The 16,741-nt window shown below is 64.3% G+C and carries 15 protein-coding genes and 1 tRNA gene; 3 read left to right on the plus strand and 13 right to left on the minus strand.

Annotation, left to right across the window (positions count from 1 at the left end; all coding sequences use genetic code 11):
• Position 1: 1 nt before the first annotated feature.
• The 4 genes from tpiA to A9Z00_RS13365 form a co-directional block, all read right to left on the minus strand.
• Positions 2 to 754, minus strand: coding sequence for a triose-phosphate isomerase (gene tpiA, locus A9Z00_RS13350; RefSeq protein WP_296978430.1), 753 nt, complete (start codon positions 752 to 754; stop codon positions 2 to 4).
• A 15-nt stretch (positions 755 to 769) separates the two neighbouring features.
• Positions 770 to 1,957 carry a phosphoglycerate kinase gene (locus A9Z00_RS13355; RefSeq protein WP_296978431.1) on the minus strand — a complete coding sequence of 396 codons (1,188 nt, stop codon included), beginning with the start codon at positions 1,955 to 1,957 and terminating at the stop codon, positions 770 to 772.
• A 99-nt stretch (positions 1,958 to 2,056) separates the two neighbouring features.
• Entirely contained in the window at positions 2,057 to 3,067 is a 1,011-nt protein-coding gene (gap, locus tag A9Z00_RS13360) for a type I glyceraldehyde-3-phosphate dehydrogenase (protein WP_296978432.1), read from the minus strand.
• A 218-nt stretch (positions 3,068 to 3,285) separates the two neighbouring features.
• A complete protein-coding gene (locus tag A9Z00_RS13365; protein ID WP_296978433.1) occupies positions 3,286 to 4,365 on the minus strand; it encodes a sugar-binding transcriptional regulator in 1,080 nt (359 codons plus the stop codon).
• Positions 4,366 to 5,350: 985 nt separating this feature from the next.
• Here A9Z00_RS13365 and A9Z00_RS13370 point away from each other — a divergent pair.
• From A9Z00_RS13370 to sda, 3 genes are all read left to right on the plus strand, one after another.
• Positions 5,351 to 5,425 (plus strand) — tRNA-Arg (locus tag A9Z00_RS13370).
• A 100-nt stretch (positions 5,426 to 5,525) separates the two neighbouring features.
• Positions 5,526 to 6,140, plus strand: a complete 615-nt coding sequence (clpP, locus tag A9Z00_RS13375) for an ATP-dependent Clp endopeptidase proteolytic subunit ClpP (RefSeq protein WP_296978483.1) — start codon at positions 5,526 to 5,528, stop codon at positions 6,138 to 6,140.
• Between the two features lie 251 nt (positions 6,141 to 6,391).
• Positions 6,392 to 6,598: a sporulation histidine kinase inhibitor Sda gene (gene sda, locus A9Z00_RS15895; RefSeq protein WP_483316314.1), complete on the plus strand. Its 207-nt coding sequence runs from the start codon at positions 6,392 to 6,394 to the stop codon at positions 6,596 to 6,598.
• Between the two features lie 148 nt (positions 6,599 to 6,746).
• Here sda and A9Z00_RS13385 read toward each other — a convergent pair whose 3' ends face one another.
• The 9 genes from A9Z00_RS13385 to A9Z00_RS13425 form a co-directional block, all read right to left on the minus strand.
• Positions 6,747 to 7,016 (minus strand): HPr family phosphocarrier protein, encoded by a 270-nt coding sequence (locus tag A9Z00_RS13385; RefSeq protein WP_296978434.1) that lies wholly within the window; start codon positions 7,014 to 7,016, stop codon positions 6,747 to 6,749.
• Positions 7,017 to 7,168: 152 nt separating this feature from the next.
• Positions 7,169 to 8,104 carry a DNA-binding protein WhiA gene (whiA, locus tag A9Z00_RS13390; RefSeq protein WP_296978435.1) on the minus strand — a complete coding sequence of 312 codons (936 nt, stop codon included), beginning with the start codon at positions 8,102 to 8,104 and terminating at the stop codon, positions 7,169 to 7,171.
• Positions 8,105 to 8,109: 5 nt separating this feature from the next.
• A complete protein-coding gene (locus tag A9Z00_RS13395; protein ID WP_296978436.1) occupies positions 8,110 to 9,105 on the minus strand; it encodes a gluconeogenesis factor YvcK family protein in 996 nt (331 codons plus the stop codon).
• 12 nt (positions 9,106 to 9,117) lie between these two features.
• Complete coding sequence (gene rapZ, locus A9Z00_RS13400; RefSeq protein WP_296978438.1) at positions 9,118 to 10,005, minus strand: RNase adapter RapZ; 888 nt, start codon at positions 10,003 to 10,005, stop codon at positions 9,118 to 9,120.
• Positions 10,006 to 10,080: 75 nt separating this feature from the next.
• Positions 10,081 to 11,031, minus strand: a complete 951-nt coding sequence (locus A9Z00_RS13405) for an ROK family glucokinase (RefSeq protein WP_296978440.1) — start codon at positions 11,029 to 11,031, stop codon at positions 10,081 to 10,083.
• A 199-nt stretch (positions 11,032 to 11,230) separates the two neighbouring features.
• Positions 11,231 to 12,712: an FAD-dependent oxidoreductase gene (locus A9Z00_RS13410; RefSeq protein WP_296978442.1), complete on the minus strand. Its 1,482-nt coding sequence runs from the start codon at positions 12,710 to 12,712 to the stop codon at positions 11,231 to 11,233.
• Positions 12,713 to 12,891: 179 nt separating this feature from the next.
• The gene (gene trxB / locus A9Z00_RS13415) at positions 12,892 to 13,851 is read right to left on the minus strand and encodes a thioredoxin-disulfide reductase (protein WP_483316315.1); all 960 of its coding nucleotides are present in this window, start codon (positions 13,849 to 13,851) and stop codon (positions 12,892 to 12,894) included.
• Complete coding sequence (locus A9Z00_RS13420) at positions 13,848 to 15,587, minus strand: tetratricopeptide repeat protein (protein ID WP_296978443.1); 1,740 nt, start codon at positions 15,585 to 15,587, stop codon at positions 13,848 to 13,850. Before A9Z00_RS13420 ends, trxB begins: the two co-directional genes overlap by 4 nt.
• A 130-nt stretch (positions 15,588 to 15,717) precedes the next feature.
• Positions 15,718 to 16,668: a ribose-phosphate diphosphokinase gene (locus tag A9Z00_RS13425; protein WP_296978445.1), complete on the minus strand. Its 951-nt coding sequence runs from the start codon at positions 16,666 to 16,668 to the stop codon at positions 15,718 to 15,720.
• Between the last annotated feature and the right edge of the window lie 73 nt (positions 16,669 to 16,741).

Genomic DNA, 16,741 nt, shown 5'->3' on the forward strand with positions numbered 1-16,741 from the left:
CTCAGACCGCCTCCTCGATCAGACGGATGTAGGAGGCCGGATCGAGGCTCGCGCCGCCGACGAGCGCGCCGTCGATGTTCGGCCGGCTCAGGAAATCCCGGATGTTCTCGGGCTTCACGCTGCCGCCGTACTGGATGCGGATGCGGTCCGCCGCTTCATTGCCGAACTGCTCGCGCACGATGCCGCGGATGAACGCGATGACGTCCTCCGCGTCGTCCGCCGTCGACGACTTGCCGGTGCCGATCGCCCAGATCGGCTCGTACGCGATGACAGTCTGCGCGACTTGCTCCGCCGTGAGGCCCTTCAGCGCGGCCTCCGTCTGCGTCCGGCAGACGTCCTTCGTCTTGCCCGACTCGCGCTCCTCCAGCTTCTCGCCGACGCAGATGATCGGCGTGAGATCGTTCCGGAACGCGGCGTGCACCTTCTTGTTCACCGTCTCGTCCGTTTCCGCGAAATACGCCCGGCGTTCCGAGTGGCCGATGATCACGTACTTCACGCCGAGCTCCTTCAGCATCGGCCCGCTGATCTCGCCCGTGAACGCGCCGCTGTCCTCAAAGTGCATGTTCTGCGCGCCGATCGCGATCGTCGTGCCGGCCGCCGCCTTCACGAGGGCGGGCAGGTTCGTGAACGGCGCGCAGATGACGCTCTCGACGCCGGGCCGTTCCGCTCTTCCCTTCACTGCCGCGAAGAACGCTTCGGCCTCGGAGACGGTTTTGTACATTTTCCAGTTGCCGGCGATGATGGGTGTCCGCATGCTCCAGCCTCCTGCTTACTTGTCGTTCAGCGCCTCGACGCCGGGCAGCTTCTTGCCTTCCATGAACTCGAGCGACGCGCCGCCGCCCGTCGAGATGTGGTCCATCTTGTCCTTGAGGCCGAACTTCTCGACCGCCGCCGCGGAATCGCCGCCGCCGATGACCGTGTAGGCGCCCGTCGCCGCGCACGCCTCGGCGATCGCCCGCGTGCCGTGCGAGAACGGATCGATCTCGAACACGCCCATCGGCCCGTTCCAGACGACGAGCTTCGAGTTCTTGATGATCTCCGCGTAGATCTCGCGCGTCTTCGGCCCGATGTCGACGCCCTCGTGGTCGGCCGGGATGCCTTCCTTCATGATGTCGACGACCTTCGTCTTCGCATTCGCGCTGAACTCGTCGGTGATGACGATGTCGACCGGCAGGCGGAAATTCTTGCCGAGCTGCTTCGCCTTCTCGATGAAGCCGAGCACCGTGTCGAGCTTGCTCTCATCCAGCAGCGATTTGCCGATCTCGACGCCCTGCGCCTTGAAGAACGTGTACGACAGACCGCCGCCGATCAGGATGTTGTCGGCGATCTCGAGCATCTTGTTGATGACGTCGATCTTGTCCTTCACCTTCGAACCGCCGATGATCGCCGTGAACGGACGGTCCGGGTTGTTCAGCGCCTTGCCGAGCACCTCGATTTCCTTCTCCATCAGCAGGCCGGATACGGCGGGCAGATAATGCGCGATGCCCTCCGTGGACGCGTGGGCGCGGTGCGCGGCGCCGAACGCGTCGTTCACGTACAGGTCGGCCAGCTCCGCGAACGCCTTCGCGAGCTCCGGATCGTTCTTCTCCTCGCCGGGATGGAAGCGGACGTTCTCGAGCAGCAGGACGTCGCCGTCCTTCATCTCGGCGATCATGGCCTTCACGGTCTCGCCGATCGATTCGTTCGCCTTCCGGACCGGCTTGCCGAGCAGCTCGGAGAGCCGCTTCGCCTGCAGGTCGAGGCGCAGCTCCTCGACGACCTGTCCCTTCGGCCGGCCCATGTGGCTCGCCAGAATGACCTTCGCGCCGCGCTCGATCAGGTATTGGATCGTCGGCAGCGTCTCCCGGATCCGGGTGTCATCCGTGATCCTTCCGTTCTCGACCGGCACGTTGAAATCGACGCGCACGAACACGCGCTTGCCGGCGACCTCCACGTCTCTGACGCTCTTCTTGCTCATGACGGACCCTCCTCGTATTTGCCCCGCCGGGCGTCTCCCATACGCGAGCCAAGAGGAGACAGCGTTCGCTGCTCCTCTTGCTCGGGTGAAATCCGTATATTACAGACCCTTGCTTGCGATGTAGGCAGCCAGGTCCACGACGCGGTTCGAGTAGCCCCATTCGTTGTCGTACCAAGAGACGACCTTGACGAGGTTGCCTCCGATCACCATCGTGGACAGCGCGTCGATGATCGAGGAATGCGGGTTGCCCTTGTAGTCCGACGAGACGAGCGGCTCCTCGGAGTAGGCGAGGATGCCCTTCAGCGGACCTTCGGCCGCTTCCTTCAGCGCCGCGTTCACTTCTTCGACCGTGACGTTCTTCTCCAGCTCGGCGACGAGGTCCGTGACCGAGACGTTCGGCGTCGGCACGCGCATCGCCATGCCGTTCAGCCTGCCCTTCAGCTCCGGCAGCACGAGCGCGACGGCCTTCGCGGCGCCCGTCGTCGTCGGGATGATGTTCTCCGCCGCGGCGCGCGCACGGCGCAGGTCCTTGTGCGGCAGGTCGAGCACCTGCTGGTCGTTCGTGTAGGAGTGGACCGTCGTCATCATGCCCTTCACGATGCCGAACTTCTCATGCAGCACCTTCGCGAACGGCGCAAGGCAGTTCGTCGTGCAGGACGCGTTGGAGATGACCGTGTGCTTCTGCGGGTCGTATTTGTCCTCGTTGACGCCCATGACGATCGTGATGTCCTCGTTCGTCGCCGGCGCGGAGATGATTACCTTCTTCGCGCCGCCCTGCAGGTGGCCTGCAGCCTTCTCCCTGTCGGTGAAACGACCCGTCGATTCGACGACGATCTCGACGCCGTACTCGCCCCACGGCAGCGCGGCGGGATCGCGCTCGGAGAACACCTTGATCTCCTTGCCGTTTACGACGATCGCGCCTTCCTTCGCCTCGACGGTCGCGTCGAGCGTGCCGAACGTCGTGTCGTACTTGAGCAGATGGGCCAGCGTCTTCGTGTCCGTCAGGTCGTTGACCGCCACGATTTCCACATTCGGGTTGTTCATCGCCGCGCGGAACACGTTGCGGCCGATGCGACCGAAACCGTTGATGCCTACTTTCACCTTCGCCATACTCGCCATCATCCTCCCTGCATGTTTTTTACTCAATCTATTGCAAGACGCGGCGCCCGCCCGAGGGCGGTTCCCGCGCCGGAACAACCTTTTCCGCTTCGCGCGCGTCCGTCGGCCGGCTGCGCTTGCGTACGCCCGATGCAATCCGGCCGGCGAGGGGCCCCGTCGTTCGCCCCGTCACAGGCTGCGCGCTTCCGTCATCCTGCTTCGCCGCAGGTCTACTCCGCCGGCTCGCCCCGGACCGGCTGCTGCTCCCCGTCCGCCTGCCGCTCCCGCTTGATGAGCGCCTCGAGCCTCCGGGCAGCGGCCTCGTCGGTCACGAGCACGTCGTCCTGGCCGTACCGCAGCACCGCGGCGATCGCGTCCCCTTTGCTGCCGCCGCCCGCCACGGCGATGACGTGCTCGGCCGCCTCCAGGTCTTCCAGCCGGAGCCCGACGGTCGACATGCGGTGAATGACGGTGCCGTTCCGGTCAAAATAATAACCGAACGCCTCCGCGACCGCTCCCCGCTCGTGCATCGACGCGATCGTGCCCTCGTCCACCCTGCGCCGACGGGCCATGACCATAGCGTCTCCGATGCCGTGCACCACAATGCGGGATTTCCGGATGAGCTCCACCATTTCCCGCACGTTCGGCTCGAGCATGAGCGACTGATACGCGTCTTCGCTGAGATGGTCCGGCACGTGCAGGAGCCGGTAGGACGCACCGGTGCGCTTCGCGAGCGTCGAGGCGATCGTGTTCGCCTGGTAGTCCATGTTCTCGCCGAATCCGCCCCGGGCCGGCACGAACAGCACATCGCGCAGCGGCTGGTCGACCGTGATCGTCTCCGCGAGCGCCAGGAGCGTCGTGCCGCCGGTCACGGCGACCACTCCCCGGCCCTGCAGCAGCCGGATCAGCACCCTGCCGGCCACCCGTCCGAGCTCGCGCTTCGTCTCCCGCTCGGCGTCCGCGTCTCCCGGCACGACGATCACTTCCCGCAGCCGGAAATGTTCGCGGATGAGCCGTTCCAGCTCGGTAAGCCCCGCCAGCTCGCTCATGAACGGCGCCAGCGAGTCGACCAGACGCCGTCCGGCGTCGGTGACGCGCATGCCCGCCGCGTTCGCTTCGATCAGTCCCTGCGCTTTCAGGAAGTCGGTTTCCGCCCGGAGCGTGCGCTCCGTCATGGACAGTGCAGCCGCCAGCGCGCGGCGGCCGACGGATTCCGACTTCATCACCCGACTCAGTATGGCGTAGCGTTTCGCCATGACTTCGAGCAGATCCGGAACGAGGCGCTGCTGCAACTCAATCCACTCGCGCATCGCGCACTTCTCCCCATCCGGTGGGACTCAATACGTCCCGGGTGAACATTCCAGGTCCCGCATCTCATTGTACCCGACTTTTCCATGGCACGCAAGTGCGGGCGTCCTTGCAGAACCACGCCCGGCATCCATCCGCACGGCCCGCATCCGTCGCGCCCGCAACGGCCGGCGTGTCCGAACCTCCACGCCCCCGGCAGGGCCATTAACGGTCCGCCAGACCGTTAACTTCCCTTTGGGCGCTTCCAATCGTCATGCTAACGATCCGCGGGACCGTTAACCGCCGATCATCCGCGCCCCAACACGCCCGGCAAAGGCCCATAACGGTCCGCCAGACCGTTAACACCCGCCCGGGCGCTTTCAATCGTCATGTAACGGTCCGCGGGACCGTTAACCGCCGATCATCCGCGCCCCAACACGCCCGGCAAAGGCCCATAACGGTCCACGAGACCGTTAACGTCCGTCCGGGCGCTTCCAATCGTCATGCGAACGGTCCGCGGGACCGTTAACCGCTGATCATCCGCGCCCCAACACGCCCGGCGAAGACCCATAACGGTCCGCCAGACCGTTAACACCCGTCCGGACGCATTCAATCGTCATGCTAACGGTCCGCGGGACCGTTAACCGCTGATCATCCGCGCCCCATCACGCCCGGCAAAGGCCCATAACGGTTCGCCAGACCGTTAACGTCCGTCCGGGCGCTTCCAATCGTCATGCTAACGGTCCGTGAGACCGTTAACCGCCGATCATCCGCGCTTCAACACGCCCGGCAAAGGCCCATAACGGTCCGCCAGACCGTTAACACCCGCCCGGGCGCTTCCAATCATCGCACTAACGGTCCGTGAGACCGTTAACCGCCCACTCCCGCCGCCCGCGCCCGCATCCGCCGCGCCATCCAACCGTTCCCGCAAGTTTTTTTGCTCCGTGCCCTTGCTTTTTCCCGCCGCGTATCCTATAATGATCTTCGCTGTCGTTCATGACAACCCATGCGCCCGTGGTCCAATGGATATGACGCAGGCCTCCGGAGCCTGAGATCTAGGTTCGATTCCTGGCGGGCGCGCCATCATTGCACCGCAAGCGGCTGACCGGACATCCGCCGGCACGCCGCTTTTCTTGCATCGCTTGTTTGACCTTCTTTGACTTTTGAACGGCGATCGCATATCATATATTGGCAGAAGGAGGCATCCGCCATGAACATGAATTACATCCCGATGGTGATCGAGCAGACCAACCGGGGCGAGCGCGCCTACGACATCTATTCCCGTCTGCTCAAGGACCGCATCATTTTCCTCGGCACGCCCATCAACGACGTCGTCGCCAACTCGGTGATCGCCCAGATGCTGTTCCTGGCCGCGGAGGACCCGGAGAAGGACATTCATCTGTACATCAACAGCCCGGGCGGCTCCATCACGGCCGGCATGGCGATCTACGACACGATGCAGTACATCAAGCCCGACGTCTCGACGATCTGCGTCGGTCTCGCGGCGTCGATGGGCGCGTTCCTGCTCGCCGCCGGCGCGCCGGGCAAGCGGTATGCGCTGCCCAACAGCGAAGTGATGATCCACCAGCCGATCGGCGGTGCGGAAGGGCAGGCCAGCGACATCGAAATCCGCGCCCGCCGGATCCTGAGAATGCGCGACAAGCTGAACCGGATCCTCGCCGAACGGACCGGTCAGCCGCTGGAGCGCATCGAGCGGGACACGGACCGCGATTATTTCATGACGGCCGAAGAAGCGAAGGCATACGGACTTGTGGACAAGGTCATCGAACGCGTCTGAGGATCGGTTACGACCGGATTCATGATCATGCGCTTCAAATAAACGCATAAACGCAAACAAACGCAAAACATCCGCCTTGACAGGCGGATGTTTCTGCTTCTATACCACAAAATATCCCATTTGTCAATCATAATTTACATATGCGAATGGCAAAACACTCCTGACGAAAACCATGCTATGATGAAATCACAGAAGTTCCAGTTTCCTACAGTTCAAGGCTATAGCTGAGAATTCCGGATGGAGTGATATCCGTGGCAGCCACAAGATCCACGCACGCATCACCGCCTGACAACGACTATCCCGTCGTGCACGACAAGATGATCCTGCTGCGGCCGCTGACGGACGAGCACCTCATCGAAGTGTACCACGAGGCCGTCGCGATGGGATTGTCGGCCGAGTTCATCCAGCTGATCGAGGAAGCGATGCGTTCGCGCAACCTGGATCCCCATTCCGCCTGATTTCGGCTGCCCGCAGCGGCAGCTTCCTATCCGCGGGCCGATCGGACGATGCGCCGGTCGGCCTTTTCTCCCTTTGATACGCCTTGATACGGACAAAGGGCGGATCGCCGGGTCGTCCCCGGGTCCGCCCTTCGGCATCTGTCCCGCTTTACTGGTTCTCGAGCTCCTCTTTGCTGACCAGTTGGACTAAAGCGTTTACAGCCTGCTCGGCGTCGGAACCTTCCGCGCTGATGACGACCTCCGTCCCCGAGCTGATCGCGAGGCTCATGATGCCCATGATGGATTTCGCGTTGACTTTCTTGTCGTCTTTCTCCACGTAGATTTCAGCTGAGAACTTGTTCGCTTCCTGCACGAACAGCGCAGCCGGCCGTGCGTGTAGGCCCGTCTTCAGACGTACGACCACCGGTTGCCTGATCATGAATGCTTTCCCCCTGTCCAGAAATTTCAGCTCGATGCGCGGCTTTGCCCCCCCGGGCGTGCCTGCCGTCAGGCCGGTCTCCCGTGCCTTCCGAGTCCCAAGATTATGGCAGTATTATAACATTATTTGGCGAACCAGACCAGATTGCCGCCTTACAGCGTGCCATTCCGGATTTTTTCGGCCAATTCGTCGATTTTTCGCAGCCGGTGGTTGACGCCCGACTTGCTGACGTTGCCCTTCAGCAGATCGCCGACTTCCTTCAGGTTCATGTCCGGATGCGCGAGCCTCACTTCCGCCACTTCGCGCAGCTTCTCGGGCAGGTTCTCGAGGCCGATCACCCGCTGCAGCAGCCGGATGTTGTCGATCTGCCGGATGGCCGCGCCGATCGTCTTGTTCAGATTGGCCGTCTCGCAGTTGACGATCCGGTTCACCGAGTTGCGCATGTCCCGCATGATGCGGACGTCCTCGAACTTGAAGAGGGCCTGGTGCGCGCCGATGAGGCCCAGGAACTCGATGATCTTTTCCCCTTCCTTGATGTAGAAAATGAATCCCTTCTTCCGTTCGATGCAGCGCGCGTTCAGACGGTACTTGTTCGCGAGTTCCACCAGCGCCCGGCAATGCTCCTCGTACTGCGTCGCGATCTCCAGATGGTAGCTCGACCCTTCCGGATCGTTGACCGATCCGCCGGCCAGGAATGCGCCGCGCAGATATGCCCGCTTGCAGCACGCCTTGCGGATGAGATTCCGGTCGATGCCCTGGCGGAACACGAACCCGTCCGAGACGATGGTGAGCTGCGACAGCACATCCTCCACGTTCGACGGAACGCGCACGATGTAGACATTATTCTTCTTCAACCGCATTTTCTTCCGCACGAGCAGCTCGCCGTGAATGCCGAACCGCCGCTTGAGCAGCGTGAAAATGCGCCGCGCGATCGCCGCGTTCTCCGTCGACACGTCCAGCACGACATTCCGGTTCGACACCTGGACCGTGCCGTTCATCCGGATGAGCGCCGCGAGCTCCGCCAGCTCGCAGCAGGGCGCGGCTTCGATCATCGTCAGTTCCTTCTTGGTCTGGGCCGCGAAAGACATCCGCATCACCTCTTCCCGGATATCCATTCTTGAACCAGCCGTTCGATGTGGTCGCTGAGCTTGGCGGCGTCGTGACGCAGATAGGTCTGGACCTTGACGAGGTGATCCGCGATGACGCGGATGCCCCGCGCGGCCAGCTTTTCCTCGTCGCAGACGACGACCGATGCGCCTTCCTCCGCGTACTTGGCCAGCACGTCCGGCGGAATCTCGCCGTTGTTCACGATGACCGCGTGGAACAGCGGCGCGCCGACATGCGCCTCGATCGCGTCCAGATGGTCGCTCACCGTATAGCCGTCCGTCTCGCCCGGCTGGGTCATGACGTTGCAGACGAACAGTTTCAGGGCGTCGGAAGCGATGATCGCCTCGGCCAGCCCCTTGACGAGCAGATTCGGCATGATGCTCGTGTACAGGCTGCCGGGACCGATCAGGATGCAGTCCGCCTCGCGGATCGCCTCCACCGCCTCCGGCAGCGGTTCGACGCCTTCCGGCTCGATCATGACGCGGCGGATCTTGCCGCGGGCCTTTGGAATCTGCGACTCGCCGACGACGACGCTCCCGTCCTCCATGACCGCCTTCAGCACGGTGCCCTGCGCGGCGGCGGGCAGCACCCGGCCGCGCACGGCGAGCACCTGGCTCAGCTCGCGCACGCCCGAGACGAAGTCGCCCGCGATGTCGGTCATCGCCGCCAACATCAGGTTGCCCAGGCTGTGGCCGGCCAATCCGCTTCCGGCGGGAAAACGATACCGCAGCAGCCGCGACAACAGCGGCTCGACATTGGCGAGCGCCATCAGCACGTTGCGGATGTCGCCCGGCGGCGGAATATGCAGTTCCTGGCGCAGGACGCCCGAACTGCCCCCGTCATCGGCGACCGTGACGATCGCCGTGAGATCGAGCGGCTTCTCCTTGAGGCCGCGCAGCATGACGGACAGTCCGGTGCCCCCGCCGATGACGACGACTTTCGGCAGACGACGGGTCGGTATTGACGGAGTGCGGACGTCCATGCCCTCACCCCGTCAGTGCCGGTCGCGCTCGGCGTCCCGGTGGCTGACCCGCACCGTCTCCGTCTCGCTGTTGCCCAGCGTGCGCGCGAGATACTCCGCGATCGCGACGGAACGATGCTTGCCCCCGGTGCAGCCGATGCCGACGACGAGCTGGCTTTTGCCTTCCTTCTTGTACATCGGAATCAGATATTGCAGCAGGTCGATCAGCTTCGCGAGGAACGTCTGCGTCTCCGGCCATTTCATTACATACTCGTACACTTCCGGATCTTTCCCGGTGTGCGGCCTGAGATGCTCGATGTAGTGCGGATTGGGCAGGAACCGGCAGTCGAAGATGAGATCCGCGTCGATCGGGATGCCGTATTTGTACCCGAACGACGTCAGATTGATGACGAACGATTCCCGGTCCGCCTCCGAGAACCGCTCGGCGATGATCGCCTTGAGCTGCGCCGGCTTCAGGTTGCTCGTGTCGATCACCTGGTCCGCGGCGCCCTTCAGATCCTCGAGCAACCTGCGCTCAAGCCGGATGCCGTCGAGCGGAGCGCCGCCGTCGGAGAGCGGGTGCCGGCGCCGGCTCTCCTTGTACCGCTGCACGAGCACGCTGTCCGTCGCGTCGAGGAACAGAATCTCGATCCGGATCGAGAAGCGCTCCCTCGTGTAGGCCAGCGACTCGGACAGCGCGGTGAAGAACTCGCGCCCGCGCAGGTCGATGACGAGCGCCACCTTCGCAATCTTCCCGCTCGACGACTCGATCAGCTCGGCGAACTTCGGGATAAGCACGGGCGGCAGGTTGTCGACGCAGAAGTAGCCGAGGTCCTCCAGACTCTGGACCGCGATCGTCTTGCCCGCGCCCGACATGCCCGTGATGATGACCAGCTTCGGGACCGCCGTTCCGCCGGACATGGCGCCAACTCCTCTCCGGAACTTCCCCAGGGTAAGAACAGGCGGCAGGCCGGTCGTGACCGGCCTGCACGTGCGTCAGGAACGCAGGATGAGCCCCGCCGCGCCGACAACCCCCGCGTTGTTGCCGAGCTCGGCAGGCACGATCTCCACGCCTTTCGAAGCCGCTTCGAGCGCGTGCTTCAGATACGCCTCGCGGATCAACCCGAACAGATACTCGCCCGCCTTCGCGACGCCGCCGCCGATGATGAACCGTTGCGGGTTGACGACGACCGACACGAGGGCCATCGATTTGCCGAGATAGTGGGCCGCGCGCTGCACGATGCGCGCCGCCGTCTCGTCCCCGGCCTTCGCGAGGTCGATCACATCCTTCGCCGTGATCGTCTCGAGATGCGCGAGCCGCGACAGTTCGCCGCGCGCCACCGCGTCCTTCGCCATCCGGATGATGCCCGTCGCGGACGACACCGTCTCCAGGCAGCCCTTCTTCCCGCAGCCGCACTTGATCGCTTCCAGATCGGGCACGATGGAGATGTGGCCGAGCTCGCCGGCCATCGCATTGAACCCGACGACGATGCGGCCGCCGACGATGATGCCGCCGCCGACGCCCGTGCCGAGCGTGTACATCACGCAGTCGGACACGCCGCGTCCGGCACCGGCCCATGCTTCGCCGAGCGCCGCCACGTTGGCGTCATTATTGATGAGCACCGGCTTGCCGAGCTGTTCACTGAGATAGCTCTTCAGCGGCGCGTTTCGCAGCACGAGGTTGGGCGAGGTGAGCAGAACGCCGTTCTGAATGTCCAGGAACCCCGGCACGCCGACGCCGACGCCCGCGACGTCATCCCAGGACGCGGACATCTGTTCGACAACGGTCCGGGCGTATTTGGCCATGTTGGCCAGCACCCGTTCGCTGCCCTTCTCGTTCTCGGTCGGTCCTTCAAAGGTATGCAGCAGCCTGCCGTCTTCGCTGCAGACTCCCGCTTTGATCGCCGTACCGCCGACATCCAGGCCGACGTATAGCTTACCCGACATGACAAGGCCACCTCATATCGAATGTTGACTGCTCTTTTCCCACTATAAGCGAACGGTATGGGAAGGTCAAGAACGCGTGGCCCGCCCGGACCGGCGCTTTTCCTTCATCGGCGGCCCGTTCCTCCTGCGAGATTCGGCCACGAAGAAGGCCGCCGGTGGAAGGCGGCGCGCCTCCCGTCCGGCGGCCCTGCGGACCGCGCTATTCCCGGACGTATATCTTGTATTCCTTCTCGAGGTATCGATGAATCCGCATGAAATCCCGCTCGTCCAGTTCGCGCAGATGCTTCTCCTCGCGGCCGATCAGGATGCCGATCACCTCCGCCGCGAGCGCCGTGTTCGGCGTGATGCGCACGCTGCCGTACGCGTCGGCGGCCGCGCCGGCGTTCTTGCCCGCGACGATGACATTCTCCATCTCCTTCAGCAGGAACGAACGCAGCGGCAGCCCGTACCGGTCGGGCTTTCCGAGGCCGATGCCCTTCGGAAAGCGCCGCGTCGCCTGGATGTCGATCGGATAACCGCCGATGCTGACGTTGTCGTGGAACATGCGCGAGCTCATCAGGTCGTCGCGCGTCAACACGTACAGCGTCTCATAACGGTCGAAATCGCGTATGTACAGATAGTCCGGCAGATCGTCAAGCTCCGCGTGCCCGAAGCCGGGCAGGTTCGCCCGGAGAAACTCCAGAATCCGGGGCGCCTCGCTGCGGCCCAGCTCCACCGCCTCGCGCACCGACCCGGGGTCGGCGGGATTGACGTCGAAGATGAGCAGTCCGTTGACGACGACCCGGCCGCCCCGCTGGTTCGTCATGTTGAGGCCGCGCAGCTTCAGTTGATCGCTCGAAGGCTCGTACCGGTCCATGATCCTGCTGAACCCGGTGCCGAAATTCCGGTCGACGTAGGTGTACGGCCCGTACTTCTCCTGCAGATTCGAGAGCGGATACTCCTTCAGCGTCGCCTTGTGCAGCTCCCTCCAGCGGACCTTGCGGAACCGCAGCATGTAGGTCGCCGCCATGTACTCCGGATCGGGCCCTCCGCCCTTGAACAGCGATTCGAGCCCCGGAATGCGCTTCACTCCCAGCCGCCCCGTCAGCGCCGCGTGGTCGGTGTTCTCGACCCAGTAGCCGGCCGTCACACGGCGCATCGTGCCGTCCGGCGCGCGATATTCGATGGATTCGAGCGTCCGGACGCCGCCCCGCGTGCCGGTCCGCACATCCCGGATCTCGATCCCGCTTTCGATCGGCACCGGCTTCAGCAGCTCGCGGTAAAAAGCCTCGAACTCTTCGAGCCGGCGGATCGTCCGCCGGTTGTATCCGTCGTACAGATATTTCATGCGCCCCTGGACAAGGCTGCGCCCGTTCTTGTCCAGCGGCTCGTCCAGCACGAGCATCTGCCCCTGCAGCAGCTGGCCGCCCGGTTCGGGACGCGGATCGAGGATCAGCACCTTCCGGCCGTGGTCGTGCGCCGCCCGCGCGAGCAGCACGCCCTCGATCTCGCTGCCGATGACGACGACGTCGTACGCCTCGCAGGGATCGGGACAGCGGCCGGCGTCCGGCCCGACCAGGGGCCGCGCGGACTCCCTGAACTTCGCGGCCTCGCCGTACGGCGGACCGATCAGCCATTGCTGCCCGGCCGCGCACGGCGCCGCAATCAGGAGCAGGACCAGCGCCGCCAGCATGTATCGCATCACAACCGTTCACCCCGTCATATCCGATGCCATATACATCGGCCGGACCGGCCGATCATGAAACCCCGGACAAAAAATCCCGCACAAAAAATAAAACCGCCGACGGTCGGAACTTCCTCCCGTCAGCGGCATTCCGCCGGCCGTGCCTGCCGCGGCGGCCGGATCCGGCCGCGCTCCCGTCACGGCAGCGCATGGCTCCAGTCGTGCGCGGCGTTCCCCTCGAGGAACCGCTCGCAGTCGAGCGCCGCCATGCAGCCGCTGCCCGCCGCCGTGATGGCCTGACGGTACTTTCGATCCTGCACGTCGCCGCAGGCGAACACGCCCGGCACGCTCGTCTCGGTCGTCCCCGGCTTCACGACGATGTAGCCCAGCTCGTCGGTCTCGATCTGTCCTTCCAGGAACTTCGTGTTCGGCGTATGGCCGATCGCGACGAAGATCCCCTCGGCCTCGATCAGCTCTTCCTCGCCCGTCTCGTTGTTGCGCACCTTCAGCCCGGTGACGCCGAGCGGGCCGGCGACCACCTCGAGCGGCGTCCGGTTCAGGTGCCAGGTGATCTTCTCGTTCGCCCGCGCGCGCTCCTGCATGATCTTCGATGCGCGCAGCTCGTTGCGGCGATGCACCAGCTTCACTTCCGTCGCGAACCGCGTGAGGAAGATCGCCTCTTCCATCGCCGAGTCGCCGCCGCCGACCACGATGATTCGCTTCCCGCGGAAGAAGAACCCGTCGCAGGTCGCGCACGTGCTGACGCCGCGGCCGACGTTCTCCTGCTCTCCCGGGATGCCGAGATACTTCGCGCTCGCCCCGGTCGAGATGATCAGCGTCTCCGCCCGGAGCGGCTCGTCCGATCCCTCGATCTCGATCGTGAACGGCCGCTTCGACAGATCGACGCGATTCACCCAGCCCGTCTTGAACACGGCGCCGAACCGCTCGGCCTGCTTTCGCATGTTGTCCATGAGCTCGGGGCCCATGATGCCGTCCGGGAATCCCGGGAAATTCTCGACTTCCGTCGTCGTCGTGAGCTGGCCGCCCGGCTGCGGCCCCTCGATGACGAGCGGATGCAGATTCGCCCGCGCCAGATAGATCGCGGCCGTCAGGCCCGCCGGCCCCGTGCCGATGATGATCGTTCGATGGATCGTCATTCCGGTATCCCTCCTGTCTCGCCCCGCGCGCGCTTCACCTTCAGCCTCTTCCGGATGCCGCACACCTCGTCGATCCGGCGGACGTGCCGGCTCACGGTCGCGGCCGACACGCCGTAGCGCGCCGCCGCCTCCTCGACGGTGATGTCCCGGCGGTGCATCAGCGCCGTCAGATACTCGAGCGCCGCCGCCCAGCCTTCGGCCTTGCGGATGACCGGCGTCTCGGGATGGAGCCGCTGCAGAAACTCCGCCCACAGCGTCAGCAGATCGTGCTGCTGCGCCGCGTCGGAGCGGTTCCGCATGCGCTCGAGCGCCGCTTCGGCGACCGCCTGCCAGCCCGCGCTCCCGGCGCGAAGCCGCATCCGTCCGGCCGCCCCGATGATCACCCGCTCCCCGCCGATCACGGCCTCGACCGGATCGGCGTCGCCGATGCCGCGCAGCACGAAGAGCGCCACGCGCTTCAGCACGTCGTCTTCCCCGGGCCGCTGCAGAAATTCGCGCAGCGCCGCCTTCACCTCGTCGTCCCGGACGAGGCTGAACGCCTGGATGACCTGCAGCTTCATCCGCCGGTCGCCGTGGCGCAGCGCCCAGAAGAACGACGAGCGGACGAGCGGATCCCGCTTCATCCGGTCCGGCAGCTCGTCGCCGCCGCCTTCCCAGCGCCGGAGCTGCTCTTCAAACGGCAGATGGTAATGATAGGTGGATGGCGGAGCCATCGCGCCGGAACGCATCTGCTCCAGATGCTGCAGATAATAATCGGCCACGCCCGATTCCGGGTCGAGCCGCGCCGCTTCCCGCCACAGCCGTCCCGCTTCCGCGAACCGGCCGATGTTGCTGGCCGCGACGGCCGTATAGTGGAGGAGGCACGGGTCCCGGTGCCCGGCGAGCTCGCGGAGCAACCGGCGGAAATGGAGGTGCGCCGCCTCGTGCTCTCCGAGGATGCCGAGCGTCGTCGCCAGCTTGAAGGCGAGCTCCGGCTGCGTCGGCACCAGCTTGCGGAGCACCCCGACGATCGCGAGCGCCTCCTCCCGGCCGCCGCCCTGCATGCGGAAGATCGCGAGATTGCACAGCGCGTGCAGATTGCCCGGATCCTCCTTCAGCACGTCCCGGACGATGTCCGCCGCCAGGTCGAACATCCCGATGTAATAGTAGGCAAGCGCGAGGTTGTTGCGCGCGGGAAGAAATCCCGGCTGTTCCTCGATGATCGATTTGAGCAGCCGGGCCGCCTCGACGAACTTCCCTTCCTCGAGCAGCTGCCGGGCGCGGTCGTGGTCGTTCAGCCTGCCCCGCGCCCGCACGGCCGGCCGCCGGGGCGGCCGTTCCAGCTCGTAGCGGAGCAGGTCCATCAACTCCTCCGCTTCCTCGAGGAAGTGGCCTTCCGCATCCTCCTCCAGGTACTGGACGAGCGCCTCCTCCGCCGCCTCGTACATCTCCATGTTCGCGTAATTGTTCGCCATGTAAAACCAGCATTCCGTCATCGACGGGTCGAGTTCGTCCAGCACCTTGCGCAGGATGTCGTTCGACTCCTCGTAACGCCCCATCTCGGACAGAATGCCCGCCATGTTGCAATGATTCACCGGATTGTCCGGCTCGTATTCGACCGCCTTGCGGAAATAGCGGAGGGCCTTGTCGTAGCGGCAGCGGTCCAGCGAGCGGACCGCGCGCTCATGGAAGAACGCGGCGTCCAGCCGGATCGGGATCACGTTCGACCGGGGCGCCGCCTTTTTCTCCTTGCCCATGCGAACAGGCACCTCCCGCCATTCAGATGATGGATCGATTATAGCACAGCGAGCCGCCGCGCACACGGGGTTCCGGCCCTCCGCGGATCCGTGCATCCGGCGCCGGGCCGAAGCGCGTCACCCCCGCGTCTCAGACGCCCGCGTTCTTGAACAGCGTGCTGATCGAACCGCCCTGCGTGATGATCCGGGTCGCCTCGGCCAACATCGGCGCGACGCTGATGACGTGGAAACGGTCCGCGTTCAGATCCGGCTGGAAGATGGAATCCGTCACGACCACTTCGCGGATGTTGGGATGATTGAGCCGCTCGATCGCCGGTTTCGAGAACACCGGATGCGTCGCGCAGACAATCGCGTCATCCGCCCCGCGCTCCTTCAGGCTCTCGACGACGTTGACGATCGTCGACCCGGTGTCGATCAGATCCTCGATGATGATCGGCGTATGCCCCTCGACATCGCCGATGACATGCGTGATGACGGATTCGTTGTGCTTCGGCCGTTTCTTGATCATGATAGCGAAATGCGCGTGCAGATAGTTGGCCAGCTTCTCCGCCGTCGACGCCCGCCCGGCATCCGGAGAGACGACGACCGGCTTGGGGATGTTCTTCGACTTCAGATAATCGCTGATCAGATCGAGCGCAGTCAGGTGATCGACCGGAATGTTGAAGAATCCCTGGATCGCCGGCGCGTGCAGATCGAGCGTGATGATCCTGTCCGCGCCCACCGTCGTCAGCACGTCCGCCACCATCTTCGCCGAAATCGGCTCCCGCGGCGCCGACTTGCGCTCCTGCCGCGCGTAGCCGTAGTAGGGAACGATGATGTTGATCGTCCGCGCCGACGCCCGCTTCGCCGCGTCGATCATAACGAGCAGCTCGACGAAATGCTCGTTTACAGGATAGGAAAATGACTGAACGAGGAAGACGTCGCAATTGCGGACCGACTCCTCGTAGTGAACGTAGACTTCGCCGTTTTTGAAGCGCGAAATTTTGATCCTCCCCAGGCTGACGCCCAGCTCCGCGCAAATGCGCTCCGCCAGCAGCCGGTTTGAGGATCCCGAGAAAATGCGCACCTTGTCGCTTAACATGATACCCTCCCGAATCATTCCGAATCCGATACAAGCCGCATGCCAACTTCATTATACAACTGCGACGGCCTTT

Origin of the sequence: Thermobacillus sp. ZCTH02-B1, from assembly GCF_002159085.1 — a bacterium.
In the GTDB taxonomy this organism is placed as follows: domain Bacteria; phylum Bacillota; class Bacilli; order Paenibacillales; family Paenibacillaceae; genus Thermobacillus.